20 protein-coding genes are annotated in these 20,126 nt (G+C 68.6%); 4 read left to right on the top strand and 16 right to left on the bottom strand.

All coding sequences use genetic code 11. From position 1 onward, the window contains the following. Positions 1-205 precede the first annotated feature (205 nt). Positions 206-2,146 (top strand): DUF6541 family protein, encoded by a 1,941-nt coding sequence (locus ACFWIW_RS02760; protein WP_378366791.1) that lies wholly within the window; start codon positions 206-208, stop codon positions 2,144-2,146. A 182-nt stretch (positions 2,147-2,328) separates the two neighbouring features. Here ACFWIW_RS02760 and ACFWIW_RS02755 read toward each other — a convergent pair whose 3' ends face one another. The 7 genes from ACFWIW_RS02755 to ACFWIW_RS02725 are packed head-to-tail and all read right to left on the bottom strand — an operon-like array spanning position 2,329 to position 8,724. Further along, positions 2,329-3,300, bottom strand: a complete 972-nt coding sequence (locus ACFWIW_RS02755) for a lysylphosphatidylglycerol synthase transmembrane domain-containing protein (protein ID WP_240596188.1) — start codon at positions 3,298-3,300, stop codon at positions 2,329-2,331. Between the two features lie 34 nt (positions 3,301-3,334). After that, a complete protein-coding gene (locus ACFWIW_RS02750; RefSeq protein ID WP_378366790.1) occupies positions 3,335-4,576 on the bottom strand; it encodes an acyl-CoA reductase in 1,242 nt (413 codons plus the stop codon). Beyond that, a complete protein-coding gene (locus tag ACFWIW_RS02745) occupies positions 4,573-5,625 on the bottom strand; it encodes an acyl-protein synthetase (RefSeq protein ID WP_125790504.1) in 1,053 nt (350 codons plus the stop codon). The genes ACFWIW_RS02750 and ACFWIW_RS02745 overlap by 4 nt, the downstream gene beginning before the upstream one ends. Continuing rightward, on the bottom strand, positions 5,622-7,019 hold the full coding sequence (locus ACFWIW_RS02740) for an AMP-binding protein (protein ID WP_378366789.1): 1,398 nt from the start codon (positions 7,017-7,019) through the stop codon (positions 5,622-5,624). Before ACFWIW_RS02740 ends, ACFWIW_RS02745 begins: the two co-directional genes overlap by 4 nt. Beyond that, entirely contained in the window at positions 7,019-7,744 is a 726-nt protein-coding gene (locus ACFWIW_RS02735) for an SDR family NAD(P)-dependent oxidoreductase (protein WP_073846042.1), read from the bottom strand. Before ACFWIW_RS02735 ends, ACFWIW_RS02740 begins: the two co-directional genes overlap by 1 nt. After that, positions 7,744-7,983 (bottom strand): acyl carrier protein, encoded by a 240-nt coding sequence (locus ACFWIW_RS02730; RefSeq protein ID WP_061980346.1) that lies wholly within the window; start codon positions 7,981-7,983, stop codon positions 7,744-7,746. The genes ACFWIW_RS02735 and ACFWIW_RS02730 overlap by 1 nt, the downstream gene beginning before the upstream one ends. A gap of 9 nt (positions 7,984-7,992) precedes the next feature. Continuing rightward, the gene (locus ACFWIW_RS02725) at positions 7,993-8,724 is read right to left on the bottom strand and encodes a UDP-N-acetylglucosamine acyltransferase (protein ID WP_378366788.1); all 732 of its coding nucleotides are present in this window, start codon (positions 8,722-8,724) and stop codon (positions 7,993-7,995) included. 158 nt (positions 8,725-8,882) lie between these two features. Between ACFWIW_RS02725 and ACFWIW_RS02720 the strand changes: the two genes are divergently transcribed. Continuing rightward, entirely contained in the window at positions 8,883-9,989 is a 1,107-nt protein-coding gene (locus ACFWIW_RS02720; protein ID WP_038507491.1) for a DegT/DnrJ/EryC1/StrS aminotransferase family protein, read from the top strand. Continuing rightward, positions 9,986-10,945: a Gfo/Idh/MocA family protein gene (locus ACFWIW_RS02715; RefSeq protein ID WP_240596193.1), complete on the top strand. Its 960-nt coding sequence runs from the start codon at positions 9,986-9,988 to the stop codon at positions 10,943-10,945. The genes ACFWIW_RS02720 and ACFWIW_RS02715 overlap by 4 nt, the downstream gene beginning before the upstream one ends. Here ACFWIW_RS02715 and ACFWIW_RS02710 read toward each other — a convergent pair whose 3' ends face one another. The 9 genes from ACFWIW_RS02710 to ACFWIW_RS02670 all read right to left on the bottom strand — a co-directional run bounded on the left by ACFWIW_RS02710 (position 10,946) and on the right by ACFWIW_RS02670 (position 18,989). Beyond that, positions 10,946-11,683, bottom strand: a complete 738-nt coding sequence (locus tag ACFWIW_RS02710; RefSeq protein ID WP_378366787.1) for a hypothetical protein — start codon at positions 11,681-11,683, stop codon at positions 10,946-10,948. It lies immediately after the preceding gene. Then, on the bottom strand, positions 11,680-12,189 hold the full coding sequence (locus ACFWIW_RS02705) for a SigE family RNA polymerase sigma factor (protein ID WP_378366786.1): 510 nt from the start codon (positions 12,187-12,189) through the stop codon (positions 11,680-11,682). Before ACFWIW_RS02705 ends, ACFWIW_RS02710 begins: the two co-directional genes overlap by 4 nt. 68 nt (positions 12,190-12,257) lie before the next feature. Beyond that, entirely contained in the window at positions 12,258-13,634 is a 1,377-nt protein-coding gene (locus tag ACFWIW_RS02700; RefSeq protein ID WP_378366785.1) for a hypothetical protein, read from the bottom strand. Positions 13,635-13,725: 91 nt separating this feature from the next. Further along, positions 13,726-14,286, bottom strand: coding sequence for a copper resistance protein CopC (locus ACFWIW_RS02695; protein ID WP_378366784.1), 561 nt, complete (start codon positions 14,284-14,286; stop codon positions 13,726-13,728). Positions 14,287-14,444: 158 nt separating this feature from the next. Further along, complete coding sequence (locus ACFWIW_RS02690; RefSeq protein ID WP_378366783.1) at positions 14,445-14,981, bottom strand: Uma2 family endonuclease; 537 nt, start codon at positions 14,979-14,981, stop codon at positions 14,445-14,447. A gap of 101 nt (positions 14,982-15,082) precedes the next feature. Further along, positions 15,083-15,709: an acyltransferase gene (locus ACFWIW_RS02685; RefSeq protein ID WP_378366782.1), complete on the bottom strand. Its 627-nt coding sequence runs from the start codon at positions 15,707-15,709 to the stop codon at positions 15,083-15,085. Further along, positions 15,696-16,892, bottom strand: coding sequence for a glycosyltransferase family 4 protein (locus tag ACFWIW_RS02680; RefSeq protein WP_378366781.1), 1,197 nt, complete (start codon positions 16,890-16,892; stop codon positions 15,696-15,698). The genes ACFWIW_RS02685 and ACFWIW_RS02680 overlap by 14 nt, the downstream gene beginning before the upstream one ends. Positions 16,893-16,918: 26 nt before the next feature. Further along, on the bottom strand, positions 16,919-17,851 hold the full coding sequence (locus tag ACFWIW_RS02675) for an NAD-dependent epimerase/dehydratase family protein (protein WP_378366780.1): 933 nt from the start codon (positions 17,849-17,851) through the stop codon (positions 16,919-16,921). A 7-nt stretch (positions 17,852-17,858) separates the two neighbouring features. Beyond that, the gene (locus ACFWIW_RS02670) at positions 17,859-18,989 is read right to left on the bottom strand and encodes a DegT/DnrJ/EryC1/StrS aminotransferase family protein (protein WP_063275930.1); all 1,131 of its coding nucleotides are present in this window, start codon (positions 18,987-18,989) and stop codon (positions 17,859-17,861) included. Positions 18,990-19,147: 158 nt separating this feature from the next. Between ACFWIW_RS02670 and ACFWIW_RS02665 the strand changes: the two genes are divergently transcribed. Beyond that, a partial coding sequence (locus ACFWIW_RS02665; protein ID WP_378366779.1) for a BTAD domain-containing putative transcriptional regulator occupies positions 19,148-20,126 on the top strand: 979 nt, incomplete at its 3' end.

The following is a 20,126-nucleotide window of genomic DNA, read 5'->3' as shown; positions in this document are numbered from 1 at the left end:
ATCGATCACCGCGGCAAGGTGTTTCTTTCGGCGCAGTCAATTGACACGAATGGGCGAGCGGTGTGTGCGCGGAGTAGATAGTGACGCACCGTTTTCCCCGGCGGGATGTGACTCCTTCGGGTAACGGTCCCGGGTGGTTAATCTGACTTCCCATTCCGTTCCGCACCTCGGGGGTTCTGTGCGGATTCCCCACCCGAGGTAGCCCGTGCCCACCCACACCTCCCTGCTCGCCGACGTCCTCACCGTGGGCGTCGCGCTGCTCGTCATCGGCCTTCCCGGTCTGCTCACCGGTCTCGCCGCCGGCCTGCGCGGCTGGGTGCTCGCGGGGATGACGCCCTTGCTGAGCTACGCCATCGGCGGTCTCGCCGGGCCGTGGGCGGCCGCGCTCGGACTGCCGTTCAATCCGGTGACCTACGCGATCGCGACGGTGTTGTTCGCCGGTGTCGCGTTCGGCCTGCGGCGGCTCACCCTGCGCCGGTGGCCGCCCGTGCCGGAAGAGCCGCTGTGGGGACGGTCCGGGCATCTCGCCGTCGGGGCGTGCCTGCTGCTCGCGGCCGGCGTCGGGATGTACGCCGTGGTGCGCGGGATGGGCAGGCTGGACGCCATCCCGCAGGGGTTCGACGCGGTGTATCACGCGAACGGCGTCCGGCAGATCGCCGAAACCGGGGACGGCAGCCTGTTCGGCACCGGCGAGGTGAACTGGTACGGCGACGCGGCGCCGGTGTTCTACCCCAACGCGTATCACCTGCTCGCGTCCGTGGTGTACCTGCTCAGCCCGGCGACCATCCCGCTGGCCCTGGACGTGAACACCGCGCTGCTGCCAGCGCTGCTGGCGTTGTCGCTGGTCACGATGGTGCGCGTGTTCCGTGGGCGCGCGGTGTTCGCGGGCGCCGTCGCCCTCGTGTCCATCGCGCCGGTGATGGGTCTGTACGAGTCGATGAGCAGGGGACCTTTGCTCCCGTTCCTGCTCGGCCTCGCGCTGACGCCGCTGGCCGCCGTCGCGGTGAAGCGGTACCTCGACCGTCCCGCGCCCGACACCGGCTTCGTGCTGCTGGTGAGCGCCGTCGGGCTGCTGTGCGTGCACTCGTCGGCGTTGTTCGGCGCGATCCTGTTCGCCGGCCCGCTCCTGCTGCAACGCTGGGTCGCGCCCGGACAACGGTGGCGGCGGATCGGCCGGGACCTGCGTGCGCTGGCGATCGTCGGGGTCGTCGCGATCCTGGTGGCGTGGCTGCAACTGTTCGGCGCGATCGGGCTCGCGAGCGGCGAGGTGCCCTACCGCAGCTGGCCGGTCGAATGGCGGGCGACGACGGCGCTGGGCGCGCTGCTGGGCTTCCAGCATCACGAGCCGTATCCGCAGATCTGGCTTTCCGTGGCGTTGTTGCTGGGCTTCATCTTCTTCTCGCGCGCGGGCGCGCTGCGCTGGATCGGCGTCACGGCGTTGATCACCGGGCTCGCCTACATCGCGGTGACGTCGTCCGAGCACCCGCTCGTGCTGGCGCTGTCCCGGCCGTGGTGGAACGACCCGTACCGGTTCATGTCGATGGCGGCGATCCCGCTCTCGATCATCGCGGCGCACGGTCTCGCCGAGACGCAGGCGTGGCTGCGGGACAACGTCGCGCACCGGAAGGTGCCCGCGTTCGCCGTCGCGGTGGTGGTGTTCGGCGCGTTCGCCTTCCTGAGCAACGGTTTCTACGCGCCGTCCAATGCGGACAAGGTCGCGCCCGGCTACGCGAACACGCCCGGCGTCGACCCGCACAAGCTGCCGGTGAGCCCGGACGAGGTCGTCGCGATGGAGAAGCTCGCCGAGTTCGCGAAGCCCGGTGAGCGCGCGCTGAACGACCGGCTGGACGGGACGGTGTGGACGTACGCGCTCTCCGGCGTCCGCACGACTTCTGGGCATTTCGACGAGACGTTGTCGCCTTCGGACGCACGGTTGCTGGAGTGGCACTTCCGCGAGTATCCGCCGAACGCCCAGGTGCGGGACGCGGTGGCGCGGCTGAACGTGCGGTGGGTGATCCTCGGGCAGTACGGCTATCCGACGGGCGCTCCGCGTCAGGCAGGCCTACGCGATCTGGACGGGCTGAACTTCGTGACCGAGGTGTACCGGAACGCCGACGCCGTCATCTACCGGCTGAACCGCATTTAGAGGACTAAACGCGGCGTGAGTTCGTGAGTGAGTGGACGGCACACGTGATCCGACGGACGACACGCGTGATTGGACGGACGACACGCTCGCGGCCGGGTCCCCACGCGAGTCGTCCACTCAGTCACGTGTGTCGTCCGTCCGATCACGCGAACCCGGCGCGAGCCTGAACCGCATTCAGAGGACTAAACGCGGGAAGTGACGAGGCGGGCCGAGAGGGCGGCACCGCCGGCGGTGATCAGGTCGGCGACGGTGAACATCACCCGCGAGGCGATCGCGAACGCCGTCGCCTGGACGACGGTGAGGCCCGACGCGGTGAGCACGGCGACCTGCGCGACCTCGCGCACGCCGACCCCGCTGGGCAGGATGAACGCGAACGTCCCGACGGTCATCGCGACCGCCATCGCGCCGACGCACAGCACGAAACCGCTGAACCCGGGCGTGCCGACGGAGTTCGCCAGCAGCCACAGGTGCACACCCTGCAGCGCCCAGGCGGCCGTCGACGAGCCGAAGACCTTCCCGACGACCGACCAGCTCAGCCGGTGGTCCAGCGGCGGGCGGCGCAGGATCCGCAGCACCAGCGACGTGCCCCAGGTGAGCACGCGCGGATGCAGCATCGCCAGCCCGACGGGGATGAGCACGAACAGCCACAGCGCCCGCGGGCTGTTGCTGAACACCGCGGGCGCCGCGAGCAGCGAGACGACCAGCGCGGACACCACGCCGACGCCGAGCTGGATCAGCGAGCCGGTGAAGATCCGGGCCCTGGCGAGCCCGGCCTTGCGGCCCAGCTCCATCTGCAGCAGGTACGCCCACACCGAACCCGGCACGTATTTGCCGAGCGAGCCGACGAGGCAGATCTGCGCGCCGCGGGCATAGCCGATCGGCTTGCCGAGGTCGTCGACCATGACCTGCCAGCCGTAGGTCGACACCATGATCGCGGCGATGAGCGCGAGCAGGCTCAACGTGGACGATTCCCACGCGACCTCGGACAAGGTCCGCCAGAATTCACCCCAATTGGTGACGAGTGTCTTCGCCGCGAAACCGACGACCAGCAGGATGGCGACCCAGCGGACGACGTCGAGGATCTTCGCCTTCGTGGATTTCGGCTCTTTTACAGTTACCGAAGTGTCCTCTTCGGGCGTTTCGACCGTCGTCACTGAACCTCCTCTGCTGTTACCTCGTCACCGCAGGTCAGGCCTGTACGGTCACCAAGCGGCTGAACTCGGTCAGCAGATCGTAGCCGTCCCAAATCGCGGAGAACGTCAGGGCCGAGCCGAAGGGAACGACACGGTCGACGCCACGCCCCGCCAATTCCGTCACGAATTCCGTCAATTCTTCTTTGCTGAAGCCGAATTGACCGACGGTTTGATCTTTGCGGAGCACGATCGGGACGAGGTCGGAAAGCGTGTCGACCCGCGCGTTGGCGAAAGTGCCCGCGCCGAGCCACTCGCGCGGGAGGACGGCGGGGTCGGCCAGCTCCAGCGTCGCGATGCCGTTGCCCTGGAACTCGATGCCGTTCACCAGTCCGTCGACGGCCGCGCCGTACGCGGAGACCCGCTTCTGCACGGCCATGGCGGGCTCCGTGACGTGCTGTTTCGTCGCCAGCACCTCGGCGAGCAGCTTCCGGAACTCCTGCCCGGCTTCGCGAGCGCCGTCTTCGTCGCCGACCCAGAACACCGCGCGTGGCGACGAGCAGGCGGCCTGGTCGAACCAGTACGAGTCGTTGTAGAAACCCTCGGCAGCACCGCGGCGCTCGGCCTCGGAGGCGTTCTGCCAGCCGCGCACCGACGCGACCGCGAACGACGACCGGTCCGGGAAGGTCAGATCGCGCGCGTGCGGGGCGAGCGGGTACTTGCGCAGCGCGGCGACCGAGGCGTCGCCGCCCCAGATCACCCGCAGATCCGCGGCGACCGACAGCGCGCCGCTGATCGCGTCGCTGCGGTCGTAGGTGACCATGCGCTGCGTCGCGGTGATCGCGGCGGCGGTGTCGGCGTCCACTTCGGACAGTGCGGCGTTCAGCGCCTCCAGCACCGTTTCCGCGGCACCGGCCGAACGCGAGGAGACGCGGACGACGTTGTGGTTGCCCGCCAGCGCCGAAAGTGCCCACGAGTACACGAAGATCGTGTCGACGTTGGCGGGCGGCACGTGGAAGACCAGCCCGCGCGGAAAGCGCAGCGCGTCCCCGGAAGTCTCCAAAGTGGACAGTGCCTTCGCGATCTCCCCTTTGCGCAGGAAGAAACCGAGCGACGCCAGCTCCGGGAAACGGCGGGCCGTCGCGGGCGCGAGCAGCTTGCGCGCGAACTTCGTCAGGAACTCGACGACCCGCGGGTCGCCGACGCGAAGCCGCCCACCGACGGGCTCGGCCCGCAACTCCTCGACCAGCGAGGAGACCTCGATCGCATCGCCGAGCGGAAAACGCTGGTTCAGGCTCATGCCGCCGCTCCCTGGAAGGTGTCCGAGCAGCCGCGGGCCTCGGCCTTGGGCAGCCTGCCCATGACCGAGAAATGCTTGCCCGGCCAGTCGCCGTCGTCGATCCCGTTGTAGACACCGAGGTCCTCGGTGAGCAGGACGTGGCCCGGGTACGAATGCGGCAGCGTGCTGACGACCTCGATCACGCCGGGTTCGCCGACCGGCTGCTCTTCCCAGGTCTCCGGGTTCCGGATCACCACGTCGGCGAAATCGGGGCAGTACAACGAGTTCCCGGACGGCCCTTCGAGGAACACGGTGCCGATCTGCTCGATCATCCCGTAGTAGTTGTGGATCCGGGTGAGCCCGGTGTCCTCTTTGAACCGGCGGCGGAACTCGGTGTTGTCCACCGCGCGGTCGATCAGCTTCTTCCAGCCGCCGGAGTGGATCAGGATCCCGTTGGAGAGGTCCAGCTTGTGCTCACGCGCGACCTCGTACAGGTACTGCCACACCATGAAGGTGAAGCCGAAGATCAGGAACGGCTTGTCGCCGTACGTCGCCAGGAACGTCTTGACCGCCTCGACGTCCGGCTGGTCGTTCTCGTCGAGCACGTAGGTGTGCTTGCGGCCGAAGTTCGCCATGCCCAGCACGCCCGCGCCGCGTGCGGAGAACGACCGGCGGTTCTTGATGATGCCGATCGTGTCGACCATCAGCATCGGCAGGCGCTCGCCACCGAGGACTTCCTGCAGCGTGGCGCCGAGCTGCTTGGTCTGCGCACCCGCGGCGGCCTTGTCCAGGTAGATCCGGGACGCGCCCGCGCCGGTGGTGCCCGACGAGGTCAGCGTCTTGAAGATCTCGGACTCGGGGATACTGCGCAGGTCGTGCGTCTTGAACATCCGCACCGGCAGCCACGGCAGATCCGCGATGGACGCGAACTCCGCGTCCCGCGCGATGCCGAGCGACGACAGGATGCGCTCGTAGCCCTCGGAGTTCTCGCGGTGGTGCGCGGTCAGTTCGGCGAGCTGCGGAAGCAAGTGCTTCTCGCGCTCAGCCTGCGAAAGCGTGAACACACTCATACCTGGGCCTCCAGCGACCGGTAGTCGATCTTGCCGCTGGCCAGCAGCGGCACGGTGTCGATGGGGCGGACGTCGAACCCGCTCGTGTGCAGGTGCAGCCGCTCGGACAACGCCTTCGCGGCGTCCTTGCAGATGTCCTTGTCGGCGCCTTCGGCGAACAGGACGACCTTGTCCCCGGCCGGGACGGCGGCCACGACGTCGATCCCCACCGATGCCGAACGCACGGCGTGCTCGAGATCATCCAGGCTGATGCGGTTGCCGAAGACCTTGCCGATCCGCTTGAGGCGTCCGGTGATGTAGAGGAAGCCGTCCTCGTCGAGGTAGCCGAGGTCGCCGGTGGCCAGCACGCCGCCGTATTCGTCGCCCGCGGCCAGCCCGGCCTCGTCCTCGGCGTAGCCCATCATCACGTTGGGCCCGCGGTAGACGACCTCGCCGACGATCTTCGGATGCGTGGTCTCGGAGCCGTCCTCGCGCCGGATCGCGAACGAGCCGCCGGGCAGCGCGGGCCCGGCCGAACCGAGCTTCTCGGCGAGCCGTTCCGCCGGGACGGTGGTCATCCGCGGGGCGGCCTCGGTCTGCCCGTACATGACGAACATCCGCCCGCCGACCTCGCGGATCTTGTCGTTGAACTGGGCGACGAGATCGTCGCGGAGCTTGCCGCCCGCCTGGGTGAGCGTGCGCAGTGTCGGATACTTCGCCGGGTCGAACTTGAGGCGGCGCAGCATCTCGTAGTGGTACGGAACCCCCGCGAGCGAGGTGACCTTGTGTTCGTTGACCGCGTCCCAGAATCCGCGACCGAGCACGCCGGAGGGCTCGATGACCACGGTCGCGCCGCGGACGAGGTGCGAGTTCAGCACGGACAGGCCGTAGCTGTAGTGCAGCGGGAGGCTGGTCGGCGCGATCTCGTGACGGTCGATGCCGAGCACCTCGGCGATCGCGTCGGCGTTGGCGAACACAGCGCCACGCGAAAGCCGGACGAGCTTCGGGTTGCCGGTGGAACCGCTGGTCGGCAGCAGGACCGCGAGATGCGGATGCGGCTCGACACCTTCGGCGGACTCACGGACCCAGTGGCCGTCCGAGACGCCGTACCCCTCGGGGGCGGGCGCGTCCGGCGCGGACAGCACGGCGGCCGGGCGGAAACGCTCGATGAGCCCCGCCAGTACGTCGGCGTCCAGCGCCGGGTCGATCAGCGCGATCGCGCGGCCCGCCTCGAACGCGCCGAGGTAGTTCAGGACGCTGGAGAGGTCCACCGACATGCGCGCGAACAGCGCGCCCGGCGGCAGCAGCGACAACGCGGCACCCACGCGGGTGACCTCGGTGTCGAGTTCCTCGCCCTCGAGCGTCCTGCCGCTCGTGACGTCGATCAGTCGCGCACCCACACCCAGAAGGGTCATTAGAGAACCAAGCCTCCGTCGATGCCCAGCACCTGCCCGGTGATGAACGAAGCGTCATCACTGACGAGGAACCGGATCGCGTTCGCCACGTCCTCGGGCGTCCCGAGGCGCCCGAGCGGGGTCTTGCCGATGTTCTCGGCCTTGGCGTCTTCGGTCAGGCCCGAGGTCAGGTCGGTGTCGATGACGCCGGGCGCCACCGCGTTGACCCGGATCCCGGACCGGCCGAGCTCCTTCGCGGCCGAACGGGCGATGTTCGCCACCGCCGCCTTCGAGGCCGCGTACACCGTCTGACCGGCGCTTCCGTGCTCGCCGACGATCGAGGCCAGCACCACGATGGCGCCGGTCTTCTTCCGCATCATCGCCCGCGCCGCGGCTTGGACGGTGTGCAGCGTGCCGGCGACGTTCGTGCTCAGCGTGGTGTCGACCAGTTCCTCGCGGATCATGCCGAGGAGCGCGTCCTCCATGATCCCGGCGTTGGCCACCACGATGTCGAGCTTGCCGTGCTCCTTGGCCACCCCGCGGACCAGCGTCGACACGGCCTTGGCGTCGGTGACGTCCAGGGCGAGCCCGCTCGCGGCCCCCGCCGCGGCCGCCGCTTCCTTGGCCTTCGCCTCGTCGCGGCCGGTCAGCACGACGGTGGCGCCCGCTTCGGCGAGCGCCCGCGCGGTGGCCAGCCCGATCCCCCGGGTACCCCCGGTGACCAGTGCGACCTTGCCCTCCAGCATCACTTGTTCTGGAGGTCGGTCACCATGTCGACGGCGACCTTGAAGCTGGACATGTCGATCACCTGGTCGGTGTCGAATTCCACATCGAACTCGTCCTCGATGGCCGCGACCAGCGCCATGTGACCGACCGAGTCCCAGGCCTCGATGTCGCGGTACTTCAGGTTTTCCACGTCGACATCGCCATCGAGGTCCAGCGCCTCGACGAAGACCTCACGCAGCTTGCCGGCGACTTCCGCCATGTCTGACTCCTAGTGCTCGTCGCGTGGACGGGCGTCCCACGCCTTCACCAAGGTAGAGAGGTCTCCGGGCAGCCGGTCGGCCAGCCCGTCCTCAGGGAGACCGGCCTTACCCTTCAGCCACGGTCCCAGCGCCTCGATGGCGGCCTCGTCCAGGCCGCGGCGGGACAGCCCCACCGTATTGACGCCGGTCACCCGCGCGGGGTTGCCGACGGCGATGGTGAACGCGCCCACCTCCTTGCGGACCGCCGAGCTCATCCCGACCATCGCGCCGGGGCCGACCACGACCCGCTGGTGCAGGATCGCGCCCATGCCAAGGTTCGCCCCGGACCAGATGTGGCAGTGGCCGCCGGTGATGACGTTCGAGGCGACCGTGACGGCGTCCTCGACCAGGCAGTCGTGCGCGATGTGGGAGCCGCGGAGGAAGTAGCCGCCGTCACCGATGGTGGTCGTGCGCCAGGTGCCCTGGTGGACGCTGACGTACTCGCGGATCCGGTTCCGGCTGCCGATGACGACGCCGTGGCCGTCGTGATCGGGATCACCGTTCGGCGCGGTCTCCCAGGCGGCGGGGTGCTCGCGCCCCCGGTCCTCACCAGGGGTCCCGATGGTCACGTGCGGGCCGATCCAGTTGCCGTCCCCGATCCGGGTGGGGCCCACGATGACCGTGAACGGTCCGATGACGTTGTCGTCGCCGAGCTCGACACCCTCGCCGATGACTGCTGTCGGGTGGATGCGGTTCACCACGTGAAGATCCGTTCGTTGTGGCTGGAGGCAGCCTGGGGTAATGGGCGCTTCGGCGGTCCCGGTAACGTGTGGCCCGCGCCAGAGGGGGCGGCCGGGCGCAGAACCGGCGGCTCACTGTACCGGACGCACCAGAACGCCCAGTCGAGAGAGACTTGCAGATGATCCCCATTACCGTGGTCGACGTCCGTGACGCGGAGGACCTCGTCGTCGAGGTGCTGCGATCCGGCGCCATCGCACAGGGACCGATGGTCAAGCGCTTCGAGGACGCGTTCGCGAGCGTTTCCGGCACGAAGCACGCGATCGCCGTCAACAACGGCACCACCGCGCTGGTCGCCGCCATCCAGGCGCTCGACCTGAAGCCGGGCGACGAGGTCGTCACCTCGCCGTTCACCTTCGTGGCCACGCTGAACGCGATCCTGGAAGCCGGCGCGACCGTCCGCTTCGCCGACATCCGGCGCGACGACTTCGCGATCGACCCGGACGCCGTCGCCGCCGCGATCACCGACCGCACCAAGGTCCTCATGCCCGTGCACCTCTACGGGCAGACCGCGGACATGGGCAAGCTCGCGCCGCTGGCCGCCGAGCACGGTCTCAAGATCATCGAAGACTCCGCGCAGGCCGTCGGCGCGTCGTTCCAGGGCAAGCCGTCGGGCTCCTTCGGGATCGGCTGCTTCTCCTTGTACGCCACCAAGAACGTGACCACCGCCGAGGGCGGCGTGATCACCACGGACGACGACAAGCTGGCCGACAGCCTGCGGGTGCTGCGCAACCAGGGCATGCGCGCCCGGTACCAGTACGAGGTCGCCGGGCACAACTACCGGATGACCGATCTGCACGCCGCCGTCGGCATCCCGCAGCTGGAGAAGCTGGACCAGCTCACCGCCGCCCGCCAGGCCAACGCGAAGCGCCTTTCCGAAGGCCTCGCCGGCACCCCGGGTCTCGACATCCCGCAGGTGCTGCCCGGCCGCGAACACGTGTGGCACCAGTACACCGTGCTGGTCGGTCCGCACGCCTTCCTCTCGCGTGACGAGCTCGCCGCCGCGCTCACCGAGCGGGGTATCGGCAACGGGATCTACTACCCGAAGATCGTCTTCGACTACGACTGCTACCGGAACAACCCGCTGATCCCCGACGCCAAGGTCGAGGACTTCCCGGTGGCCGCTTCCGTCGCCGCGCAGGCGCTTTCCCTGCCGGTGCACCCGCACCTTTCCGAGTCCGACCTGGACACCATCATCGAAACGGTTCGCGAGGTACTCGGCGCATGACCACCCACAAGATCGCCCTCATCGGCACCGGGAACATGGGCTCGCTGCACGCCCGTGTGCTCGCCGCGAACGAGCGCGTGGACCTCGTCCGCGTGATCGACCCGCGCGAAGAGGCGGGCCGCAAGGTCGCCGAACGCTACGAAACCCAGTGGACGCCCGAAATCGGCTCACTGTCCGATGTGGACGCCGTCGTGCTCGCTTCGGCCACCGAGGCGCATTACGAGCTGGCGCAGGAGATCCTGGGCCAGGGCAAGCCGATGCTGGTCGAGAAGCCGGTGTGCAACAGCCTCGAATTCTCGCAGGAGATCGTCGGGCTGTCGGCGAAGAAGGACATCCCGCTGATGTGCGGGCTCCTGGAGCGCTACAACCCGGCCGTGATGACGGCGCGGGCGCTGGTCAACGAGCCGATCCACCTGATGGCCCGCCGCCACGGCCCGTACGCGCCGCGTATCAAGACCGGTGTCGCGTGGGACCTCCTGGTGCACGACGTCGACCTGGCGATCCAGTTCTTCGGCGGCGCGACCCCGCAGCGGGTCGCCTCCGGCGCCGGCTACTTCCACCCGAGCTCGGTCGAAGGCGCCGAGGACACCATCGAGACGGTGCTGTCGTTCGAGTCCGGGCTCGCCACGGTTTCGGCGTCCCGGCTCGGCCAGCGCAAGGTCCGCTCGCTGTGGGTGTCCGAACTGGACCGCATGATCGAGATCGACCTGCTCCGCCGCGACGTCACCATCTACCGGCACGTCTCGCACGACTCGGTCACCGAGGACGGCCTCGGCTACCGGCAGCAGACCGTCATCGAGATCCCGGAACTGGTCACCGCGCGCGAGCCGCTCGCGACGCAGCTGGACCGGTTCGTCGACCTGCTCGAAGGCAAGGTCGACGCCGACGTCGAGCGGGACCTGATCCTGCCGTCGCACGCAGTCGTCGACCAGGTGCTGACGCAGGCCGCGGCCTGATCATTTGGTGAGGCGCTGGCCCTTCGCGTCGTACGCGACGAGGGGGGTCAGCACGTACGGCGACTCCACCTGGTCTCCGTCGAACCAGAAGATCATGACCGACGGGTCCTCGCTCCAGGGGATCACCTTGGCCTCGACCGGTTTCCCTCGGACGGTGCTGGTGACCCGCACCGCCGGACCGGAGAAGTAGCCGAACACCGGCACGAACGTGCCCCGGACCAGGTCCCCGCCGTCCACGGCGTGGAAACCGAACGACCGGTCGGATCCCTTGAATTCGTTGGCGGACAGGAGCGCCTCGTACCCGCCCGCCGGGTTCCGGTACGCGATCTGAAGGCCGAACCGGACGTCCGGCATCGACGGCTCGTCGATCTCGGACGCGTATATCACCAGCTCGCGGCCGCCTTCGCCCTTCAAGCCGAGCGGGATCACGTCACCGAGCGGCGACGCTGACGGAGCCTCGATGATCGACGGGCTCGCCGGTGCCGGAGCCGGGGCGGACGCGACGGGCGCGCTCGCGGCGGGCGGAAGCGGCTGCCGGGCGGGCTCCCTCAGCGCGACCGCGCCGACGATGACCAGCACCGTCACCACGGTGGCGGCGACCCCGCCCGCGCCGGTCGCGAGACGGCGACGACGGCGGATACGCCTGCCCTTGGTCATGATCGCGCCGAGGTCGGGCTCGGCGAACCCCTCGGCGGGCGGTTCCCGCAAGGCCGAACGCAGCGTCTCGAGGTCGGTCATCGGCCCAGCCCCCCGATCAGTTCCGTTCCGTCCTCCGCGGTGATCCGCAGCTTGCTCAGGGCGCGGGAATTGGTGCTCTTCACGGTGCCGATCGAGACACCCAGTTCGCCGGCCACGTCGGATTCCTTCAGATCGAAGAAGTGCCTGAGCACCACGACGGCCCTTTCCCGGTCTGTGAGCGTACGCAACGCGTCAAGCAGCCATTTCCGCTCGACGACGGCTCCGGCGACGTCCATGCCACTCGGCTGCTCGGGGATGTCCTCCGTGGGTTTCTCGCGGATCGGCCGCCGCCAGCCGTCGATGACGTGGTTGACCAGGACCTGCCGCGCGTAGGCGTAGGCGTCCTTGCGGCGTACGCGCGACCAGGCCGCGTACGTTTTGGCGAGCGCCGTCTGGGCGGCGTCCTCGGCCTGATGACGGTCGCTGGTGAGCAGGTAGGCCGCATGCTGAAGACGAGTCGCCGAGTTCCGCACGAACTCGACGAACTCGTCATCGCCGCGAGCCACCCTGGTCCTCATCTCCGTTCGACGGTTGACCACCTGAAAGGTTGCCTCGGCCGTCAACGAAAGGAAGGCTACCTCGGTCCCAGATGCCTCAGGACATCGTCTTTGGGCTCGACCGCGAAACCGGAACTGAGCCCGATCGGCCCGGTGAGCCCGCCCTCGGCCTTGAACCGGATCTTGCCGTCGTCGCCGCGCGCGAAGCCCGCACCGAGCTTCGCCCCGACTCCGACCGACACCTCGGGTTTGACCTTGGTCAGCAACGGCCCAAGGTCCGCCTCGTGTTCCGGGCCCGAGATCTTCGCTCCCAGCAGCGCGGAGGCCTCGAACTCCGGGATCAGCATCTTCGAGAACTTCAGTTCGAGCTTCCCGTCCACACCGACGCTGTATTCGCCGCCGGCGGTCCCGTCCGGGAGATACCAGGTTCCCTGCGCATAGAACCGGTGGCCTTCGATCGAGAAGATCTTCCCCTTGCCGTCGAAGCCTTCGACCTTCAGTTCGGTGCTGTCCGGGGTGATCGCGTCGTTGAACGCCTTGACGACGGGTTCGAGGTACTTCATGGCCATCTTGCAGCCGTCGTTGCACCAGGACGGGGCGACGATGTCGTAGCCGCCCCACGGCGGCGGCGCCTGCTTCTTCAGGCTCACCGGTTTGACGGTCGGGACCGAGGTCGCCGTCACCGGGCGGACCGTCGGGGCCACCGTGGCGGCGCGGACCGGCTGGATCGCGGGTTCTGGCTTTGGCTCTGCCGCGGGCTCGGGCTCTGCCGCGGGTTCGGGCCCGGGCTCTGGCTTGGGCTCGCGGCGGACCGGGTTGTCGTCGGCTCGGTCGTCGTCGGCTTCGGCCTTGTCGCGGTCCTTGCGGTCCTTCTTGTCGTCGCGCTTCTTATGGTCGTCGCGGTCTTTCTTGTCGTCCTTCTTGTCGTTGTCGCGGTCTTTCTTGTCGTCGCGCTTCTCGTCCTTCTTGTCGCGGTCTTTCTTGTCGGGTTTGTCGTCGTCCTTGTCGCGATCCTTGTCGTCGCGCTTGTCGCGGTCCTTCTTGTCGCGCTTCTCGTCGTCCTTGTCGCGATCGTTGTCGTCGCGCTTGTCGCGGTCCTTCTTGTCGCGCTTCTCGTCGTCCTTGTCGCGATCCTTGCGGTCGTCCTTCTTCCTTTCCTCCTTGTCGTCGTCGCGATCCTTCTTCTGGGGTTTCTTGTCGTCCTTGTCCGGCCGGACGTGGGTGACCCGCTTCTTCGCCGGCGCCTTCTTCTCCTGCTTCGGAGGCGCGGGGCGAAACTCCGCCCTGCCCTCCGACTTCTTGGCGCCGCCGTCCGGCGTGCAACCGCCGCCGGTACTCGCGAGCCTCGTGCACGGATCGGCTGTCGCCGTGCCCGCGGCCACCAGGCCGAAGAAGACCGTGAACGCGGCACCTGTCAGTACCTGTCCCACGACTCGGGGTGCGTTTCCCGTCATGCCAACCGTCCTTTCAGCTGGTTGGAGCACCCCACGCTGACAGGAACCGGTTCATCGCCGGTTCAAGGACGATTCATTCCGGACCGGAGACTCAGTTCTTCCGGCGAGTGAACCGGAGCGCGACGACGATCCCCGCCACGACCACGGCCACCGCGAGGACGATCCAGACCCAGGACGGCACCAGATCCTCCGGGGCTTGCGGTGCCGGGTCTGCGCTACTCGCCGGGGCGGGGGCCTGGGCCTGGCTGCTCGGCAGGCTCTGGCTGCTCGGGGCCGCCGCCGGGGCGCTGAGGTTGAACTTCACCGAGCCGCTCGCGGCGTGCGTGTCCTCGAAGGTCACCTTGTAGCGGAGGGTGTACTCCCCCGCTGGCCCGACGGCCTGGACCGGCGCCATGACGACCGATCCGGCGACCTCCGCGCGGCCGACCGTCCACGACGCGTTCTCGGGGCCGGTGATCTGGATCGGGTTGTCGTCGGCGAGGGTGACCGGGCCCGAGAAGGTCAGCTTGATCTGCGTCGGCGGCGTCGCGAGCGAAGCGCCCCTCGCCGGGTCACTGCTCTTCAGCTCCGAGTGGGCCAGCGCCGGGGACGCGGCGCCCAGCAGGACCAACCCGGTGACCAGCAACGACGCGCCGAACCGCTTGAACCTCATCTGACACCCTTCTCACCCGGGGAACTCCCCGTCCGAGCCTAGTAGCCGGGGGTGGTTTCCGGTCGCGAGTGGGCAGAGGTGGAGCCGATGACGGCGAGCGGGGAGGATTTCGGACGTTCAGTGTCCGGAATCCTCCCCACTCGCCGGTATGACCAAGATCAGGGGCGCTGCGCGTGGCGAGTGGTCAGCGCGTCGAGGTCGAGCGTGAGCGGGGTTCCGTCGAAGTCGAGGCTCACCTTGCCGGTGTGCTCGCCGAAGTTCTCGTACTCGCCGTCGATCAGGCGGTAGGTGGTCATGCTCGCCGGATCGTCGAGGTCGACGATCCAGTAGTGCTCGATGCCGACTTCGGCGTACTCGGAGAACTTGGTGACCCGGTCGGTGCGGACGGTTCCCTCTGAGAGCACCTCGACGACCAGCCGCACGTCCGACGGCGAGATCCTGCGGACATTCAGGTCGGTCGAACTCGTGACGAGGACATCCGGTACACGAATCGTCAACGGTTCCTCGGCGAGCAACAGTTCGACTCCGGCGAGGGCGACCAGATCGGGAAGGCGCTCGTCCAGCCAGTACGCCAGTCGCGTGACCGCCTGTTGGTGCCGGGTGTCCAGGAGCGGCGCCGCGAGAAGGACGCCGTGACTTACTTCGTCCCGGTTCCGCGGCATAGCCGCCCAGTCGTCGAGAGTCACCTGAGTCATCGGCATCGAGCGTACTGCGGAATCGAGCCGGATTTCATCACTCGACACAGTGGTGGACGATCGCGCTCTTGCGGAGCCGCACGCGCTGCGTGGGCTGAAGGCTACTCCGTGAAATCGCCCGCCGGGGCACCCCAAGCTCCAGGGGTGTCCCCGCGCTCCTCCGCCAGCGCCCGCCGCCGCGCGTTCTCGGCGCGCACACGCTCCACTTCGGACTGGATGTACTCGTCGTCGTACTTCTGGAACACCCTGGCCGGGTTGCCCGCCACCAGGCTGCGCGGCGGGACGTCCTTGGCGACCACGGAATTCGGCTGCACGGTGGCGAAATCGCCGATCGTGACGCCGGCCATGATCACCACGAGGCCGCCGATGAAGCAGCCTTTGCCGATTTTCACGGGTTTGCGTTCGATGAGGTCGCTGCCGGAGTGGTTCTGCAGCGTCATGTTCGCGAGCCAGCTGGAATGGGTGAAGATCAGCGTGTTCAGGCCGATGCTGGTGTGCTCGCCGATCTCCAGCCCGCCGCTCGCGTCGAGCGCCGCGCCTTCGCCGATCCAGCAGTGTTCGCCGATCTTCAGGTTCTCCGGGCTGATGATCTTGACGCGTTCGCGGACCCTCGTCGATTCCGGCAGGCCGTAGAAACGGGCGCGCTCGGCGTCGTTCATGTACTGCGAAACGAGTTCGGTCAGGATCTGCGGGCGCAGCCGGTTGCTGCGCTCGTCATCGAAGAACATCGGCCTCGGTCACCAGTTTCTCGAAGGTACGCAGGTGTTCTTCGGCGACGACGTCGAGGCCGAAGTTGGCCCGCACCATCGCGCTTTCCCGCTGTGCCACCAAAGCCCGCTTCTCCGGGTCGTCGAGCAGTTCGATGACGGTGTTCGCCACCGCCTCGCTGTCGTCCGGGCGCACGAGCAGGATGTTCTCGCCGTTGCGCAGCTCGATGCCGGGGTAGTTGTCCTCGGTGACCGACGCGATGGTCGCGGTGCCCGAGAGCATCGCCTCCAGCGACGCGGTGCCGCAGCCGCCGTTGAGGTCGTGCGTGACGATGTCGGCCGCCGCGAAATACGAGGGCACATCGGCCTTCGGCACGGCGCCGGTGACGATGATGGCGTCCGCGACCCCGAGTTCTTCCGCCCGCTTCAGGAAGACGTCGTGATACACGCGGCCGACGACGACCACCTTCACGCCGGGGTGTTTGTCCAAAATGGACGGCAGCGCTTCGACGAGCGGGAGCCGGTTGCGCAGCGGGATCACGTGCCCGAGCGAGACGATCACCGGACCGTCGCCCAGCTTGTGCTCGGCACGCACATCCTTCGTCAGCGGCTTCTCGAAGTTCCCCGTGTCGACGGCGATCGGGAAGTAATCCGAGTTCGCGTCGCTCGTGCCGTAGCGCTCGACGCAGTAGTCGACGCCGAGCTTGTCGAGGATGACGTACCGCGGCTTGAGATAGCGCAGGATCGGGTTCACCAGCACGGTGTCCAGGAACCGGAAGACGCCGCCGTACAGCTTGTTGTCGCTGATCAGCAGCGTGTGGATGGTCAGCAGCATCGGCAGCTTGTGCCGCCGCGCGTACCGTCCGGCCAGCCACGACAGGTCGAAGAACTGCCCGTGCAGGTGGATCGCGTCGGGCTTGAACTCGTCCAGCAGTTTCCGCAGCCGTCGCCAGTTCCCCGGCCGCAGCGAGGCGAAGCTCATGTCGAAGTCGATCGACAGGCCCAGCTGCGGCATCTTCACCGCGGGCAGACGGACGACGCGGTAGCCGTCCTTCGTCTCGTCGGCCGGGGCGTCGGCGTACGCGGCGGTGATCGCGAGCACCTCGTGCCCGCGCGCCGCGTACTGCTCGGCCAGGGAAGCCGCCATGTGCGCGCTTCCGCCCACCCTCGGCGGGAAGAAGTTGTTCACCACGGCGATACGCATGGGGCGGCTCTCCCCTGGCCCGGCGGTCATCCCTCCGAAGCCTTCACCAGTTCGTACATGCCCTCTTCCACGGAGATCTTCGGCTCCCAGCCGAGGACCTCGCGCGCACGGGTGATGTCGGCGGCACGCCGCGAAACGAGCACGTCGCGTTCGTTGAACAGCGGCTCGACGTTGACGCCGACGGCGTCGATGAGGATCTTCGCCAGCGTCGCGATGGACGTGTCGATACCGGTGCCGATGTTGATCGGCAGGTTCGCCTGCTCCGATTCCAGCGCCGCGACGACGGCGCGGGCCAGGTCGGTGACGTGCACGAAGTCCATCGACTGGTCGCCGCGGCCGTCGATGATCGGCGGCTGGCCTGCGCGCAGGCGCTGGATGAAGTGGTTGATCACCGACGTGTAGTAGGCCTCGATCTTCTGGCCGGGGCCGTACACGTTGAAGAACCGCAGCGCGTTCCAGGACAGGCCCTTGGTGCGCTCGTAGAAGCCGAGCATGTCCTCGCCCGCGCGCTTCGAGATGCAGTACGGCGTGAGCGGCTTGAGCTCGTCGTCCTCGTGCATCGGCAGCCGCTTCGGGTCGCCGTACACGGACGCGGTCGAGGCGAACACGAGCCGCTCGACACCTTCGTCCGCCGCGGCGGCGAAGACGTTGTGGTTGCCGACCATGTTGATGTCGATGGACTCGTGCGGGTCCGCGACCGACTTGTTGATCGACACGGTGGCGAAGTGGATGACGTGGGTGCAGCCGCGCATGGCCTCACGCACGGCGCCGCCGTAGCGCACGTCCTTCTCGACCAGTTCGACCTTGCCGGTGGCGACGAACTCGTTGATCCGGGCGCGGTCACCACGCGTCATGTTGTCGAAGACGCGAACGGTGTAGCCGCCTTCGATCAGCATGGGGATGACGTGCGCGGCGATGAAACCGCCGCCCCCGGTGAAGAGGACCTTCTTGTCGGGCATTTCTCTCCTAGCTCGGCAGTGCGGCGCTGACGGTCCCGATGACCCGGTCGACCTGGGCATCGGTGAGGTTGGCGTGCATCGGGATGGCGAGATGACGGGCGAAGAGGTCCGCCGAAACCGGCAAGGTCTGCTTCTTGCCGTAGATGGGCTGGAGATGTGAGGCGTAGGTGCCGAAGTTGCACTGCACGCCCTGCTCGCGGATCCGCAGCGCGAGCGCGTCGCGGTCGATCTCCGGGGCCACGGTGAGGATGTAGGCCTGCCACGGGTGTTCGCGGTCCGGCAGTTCCACCGGGACGTCGAGACCGGGCAGGTTTTCGAACGCCTCGTGGTAGCGCTTGGCCACCGAACGGCGGGCCGAGAGCAGGTCCGGGAGGCGGTCCAGCTGGACGTTCATGATCGCGGCCTGCACGTCCGAGAGCCGGAAGTTGTAGCCCAGCTCGTGGAACTCCGGGATCGGCAACGCGCCGGAACCCTCGCGGGTGATGGCGGGCTCGATGCCGTAGGTGTGCAGCTTGCGCGCGTGCGCGATGAGGTCTTCGCGGTCCGAGACCAGCGCGCCGCCTTCGCCCGCGGTGATGCCCTTGCGGCCGTGGAAGGAGAACGCGGCGAGGTCGGCGAGGCTGCCGGCCGGGCGGGTCTTGTACGTCGCGCCCGCGGCGCAGGCGGCGTCCTCGAACAGCCACAGGCCGTGCTTGTCGGCGATGGCGCGGTACTCGTCGAAGTCACCGGGCTGGCCGGCGACGTCGACGGCGAGGATGCCGACCGTGCGCGGGGTGATCAGCGCTTCGATCGACGCCGGGTCGGCGCTCCACACGTCCGGGCGGATGTCGGCGAACACCGGTGTCGCGCCCGCCTGGAGCACGGCGTGGCCGGTGGCGGGGAACGTGTAGTCGCCGACGATGACCTCGTCGCCCGGCTTCACGCCGAGCACACGCAGCCCGAGGAAGAGTGCCGAGCCACAGTTGCTGGTGGTCAGGGCGTGCGCGGTGCCGACGGTCTTCGCGAAGCGTTCCTCGAAACGGCGGCACGCGGGGCCGGCACCGGCCAGCCAGCCGGACCGGAACACCTCCGCCACCGCGGCGAGCTCTTCGTCGCCGACGGTCGGCTGACCGAGGACCACGGGTTCGTGCTCAGACATACCTCTCCCATTGCGTGGGGACCCGGCGAAGTGTATAGACGCCGATCGGAGTAGTTCGGGCGGGCTGGATCCGCCCAGGTCGACAACGCCTTACTCCATCCATGCCCCCGCCACCGCCCTCAATGGAGAAGCCGCGCTTCCACGCCTAGCCTTTACCCATGCGATTCCGCGTGCTGGGGGCGACGGAGGTGCGCCGCGACGACGGCACCACCGTTCCGATCGGCGGGCCCAGGGTGCGGACGCTGTTCGCGTTGCTCGCGCTGGAGGCGGGCCGGGTCGTCCCGGCGGAGCGGCTCATCGACGGCCTCTACGGCGAACAACCACCCGATGGTGTGGCGAACGCGCTGCAATCGCAGGTCTCGCGGCTGCGTGGCGCACTGAAGGAGCTCGCGCCCGTCGAGTTCAGCCCGGCGGGCTACCGCCTCGTCGTCGACCGCGACGACGTCGACGTCCACCGGTTCGAAAGGCTCGCCGCCGAGGGGCGACGCGCTCTCGCGGCGGGAGACTCCGCGAAGGCGGCGGAACTGCTTCGCGACGCCCTCGGGCTCTGGCGTGGCCCGGCCTTCGCGGACATCACCGACGCGCCGTTCCGCGATCCGCAGGTCACGAGGCTGAACGAGCTGAAGACGTCGGCGATCGAAGACCGGGCCGAGGCCGAACTCAAGCTCGGGAGACACGAAGACGTCCTCGCCGAGCTCCGCGAGGTCATCGACGAGGAACCACTGCGGGAACGGCCACGCGCGCTGCTGATCCGCGCGTTGCACGCCGCGGGCCGTCAGGCCGACGCGCTCACCGCGTTCGAGGAGGCCCGCCGGGTACTGGCCGACGAGCTCGGCGCCGACCCCGGCCCCGATCTCGCCGCCGCACATCTGGCCGTGCTGCGGGGCGAGACGCCGCCCGCCAAGACGACCGCGCCGCTTCCCGCGCAGCTCACCAGCTTCATCGGCCGCGAAGGCGACCTCCGGCACGTGCTCGGGCAGCTGGACCGCTCGCGGCTGGTGACGCTGACCGGCCCCGGCGGGACGGGCAAGACCCGGCTGGGCAACGCGGGCCCCGCCGCGATTGCCCGCCCCGCGGTGTTCGTCGAGCTAGCGCCCGACACCGAGGGAGCGGACGTGGCCCCCCGCGGGCGGGACG

This window comes from Amycolatopsis sp. NPDC058340, from assembly GCF_042723975.1.
GTDB lineage: Bacteria > Actinomycetota > Actinomycetes > Mycobacteriales > Pseudonocardiaceae > Amycolatopsis.
This window is presented reverse-complemented; position numbering and strand designations above follow the sequence as displayed.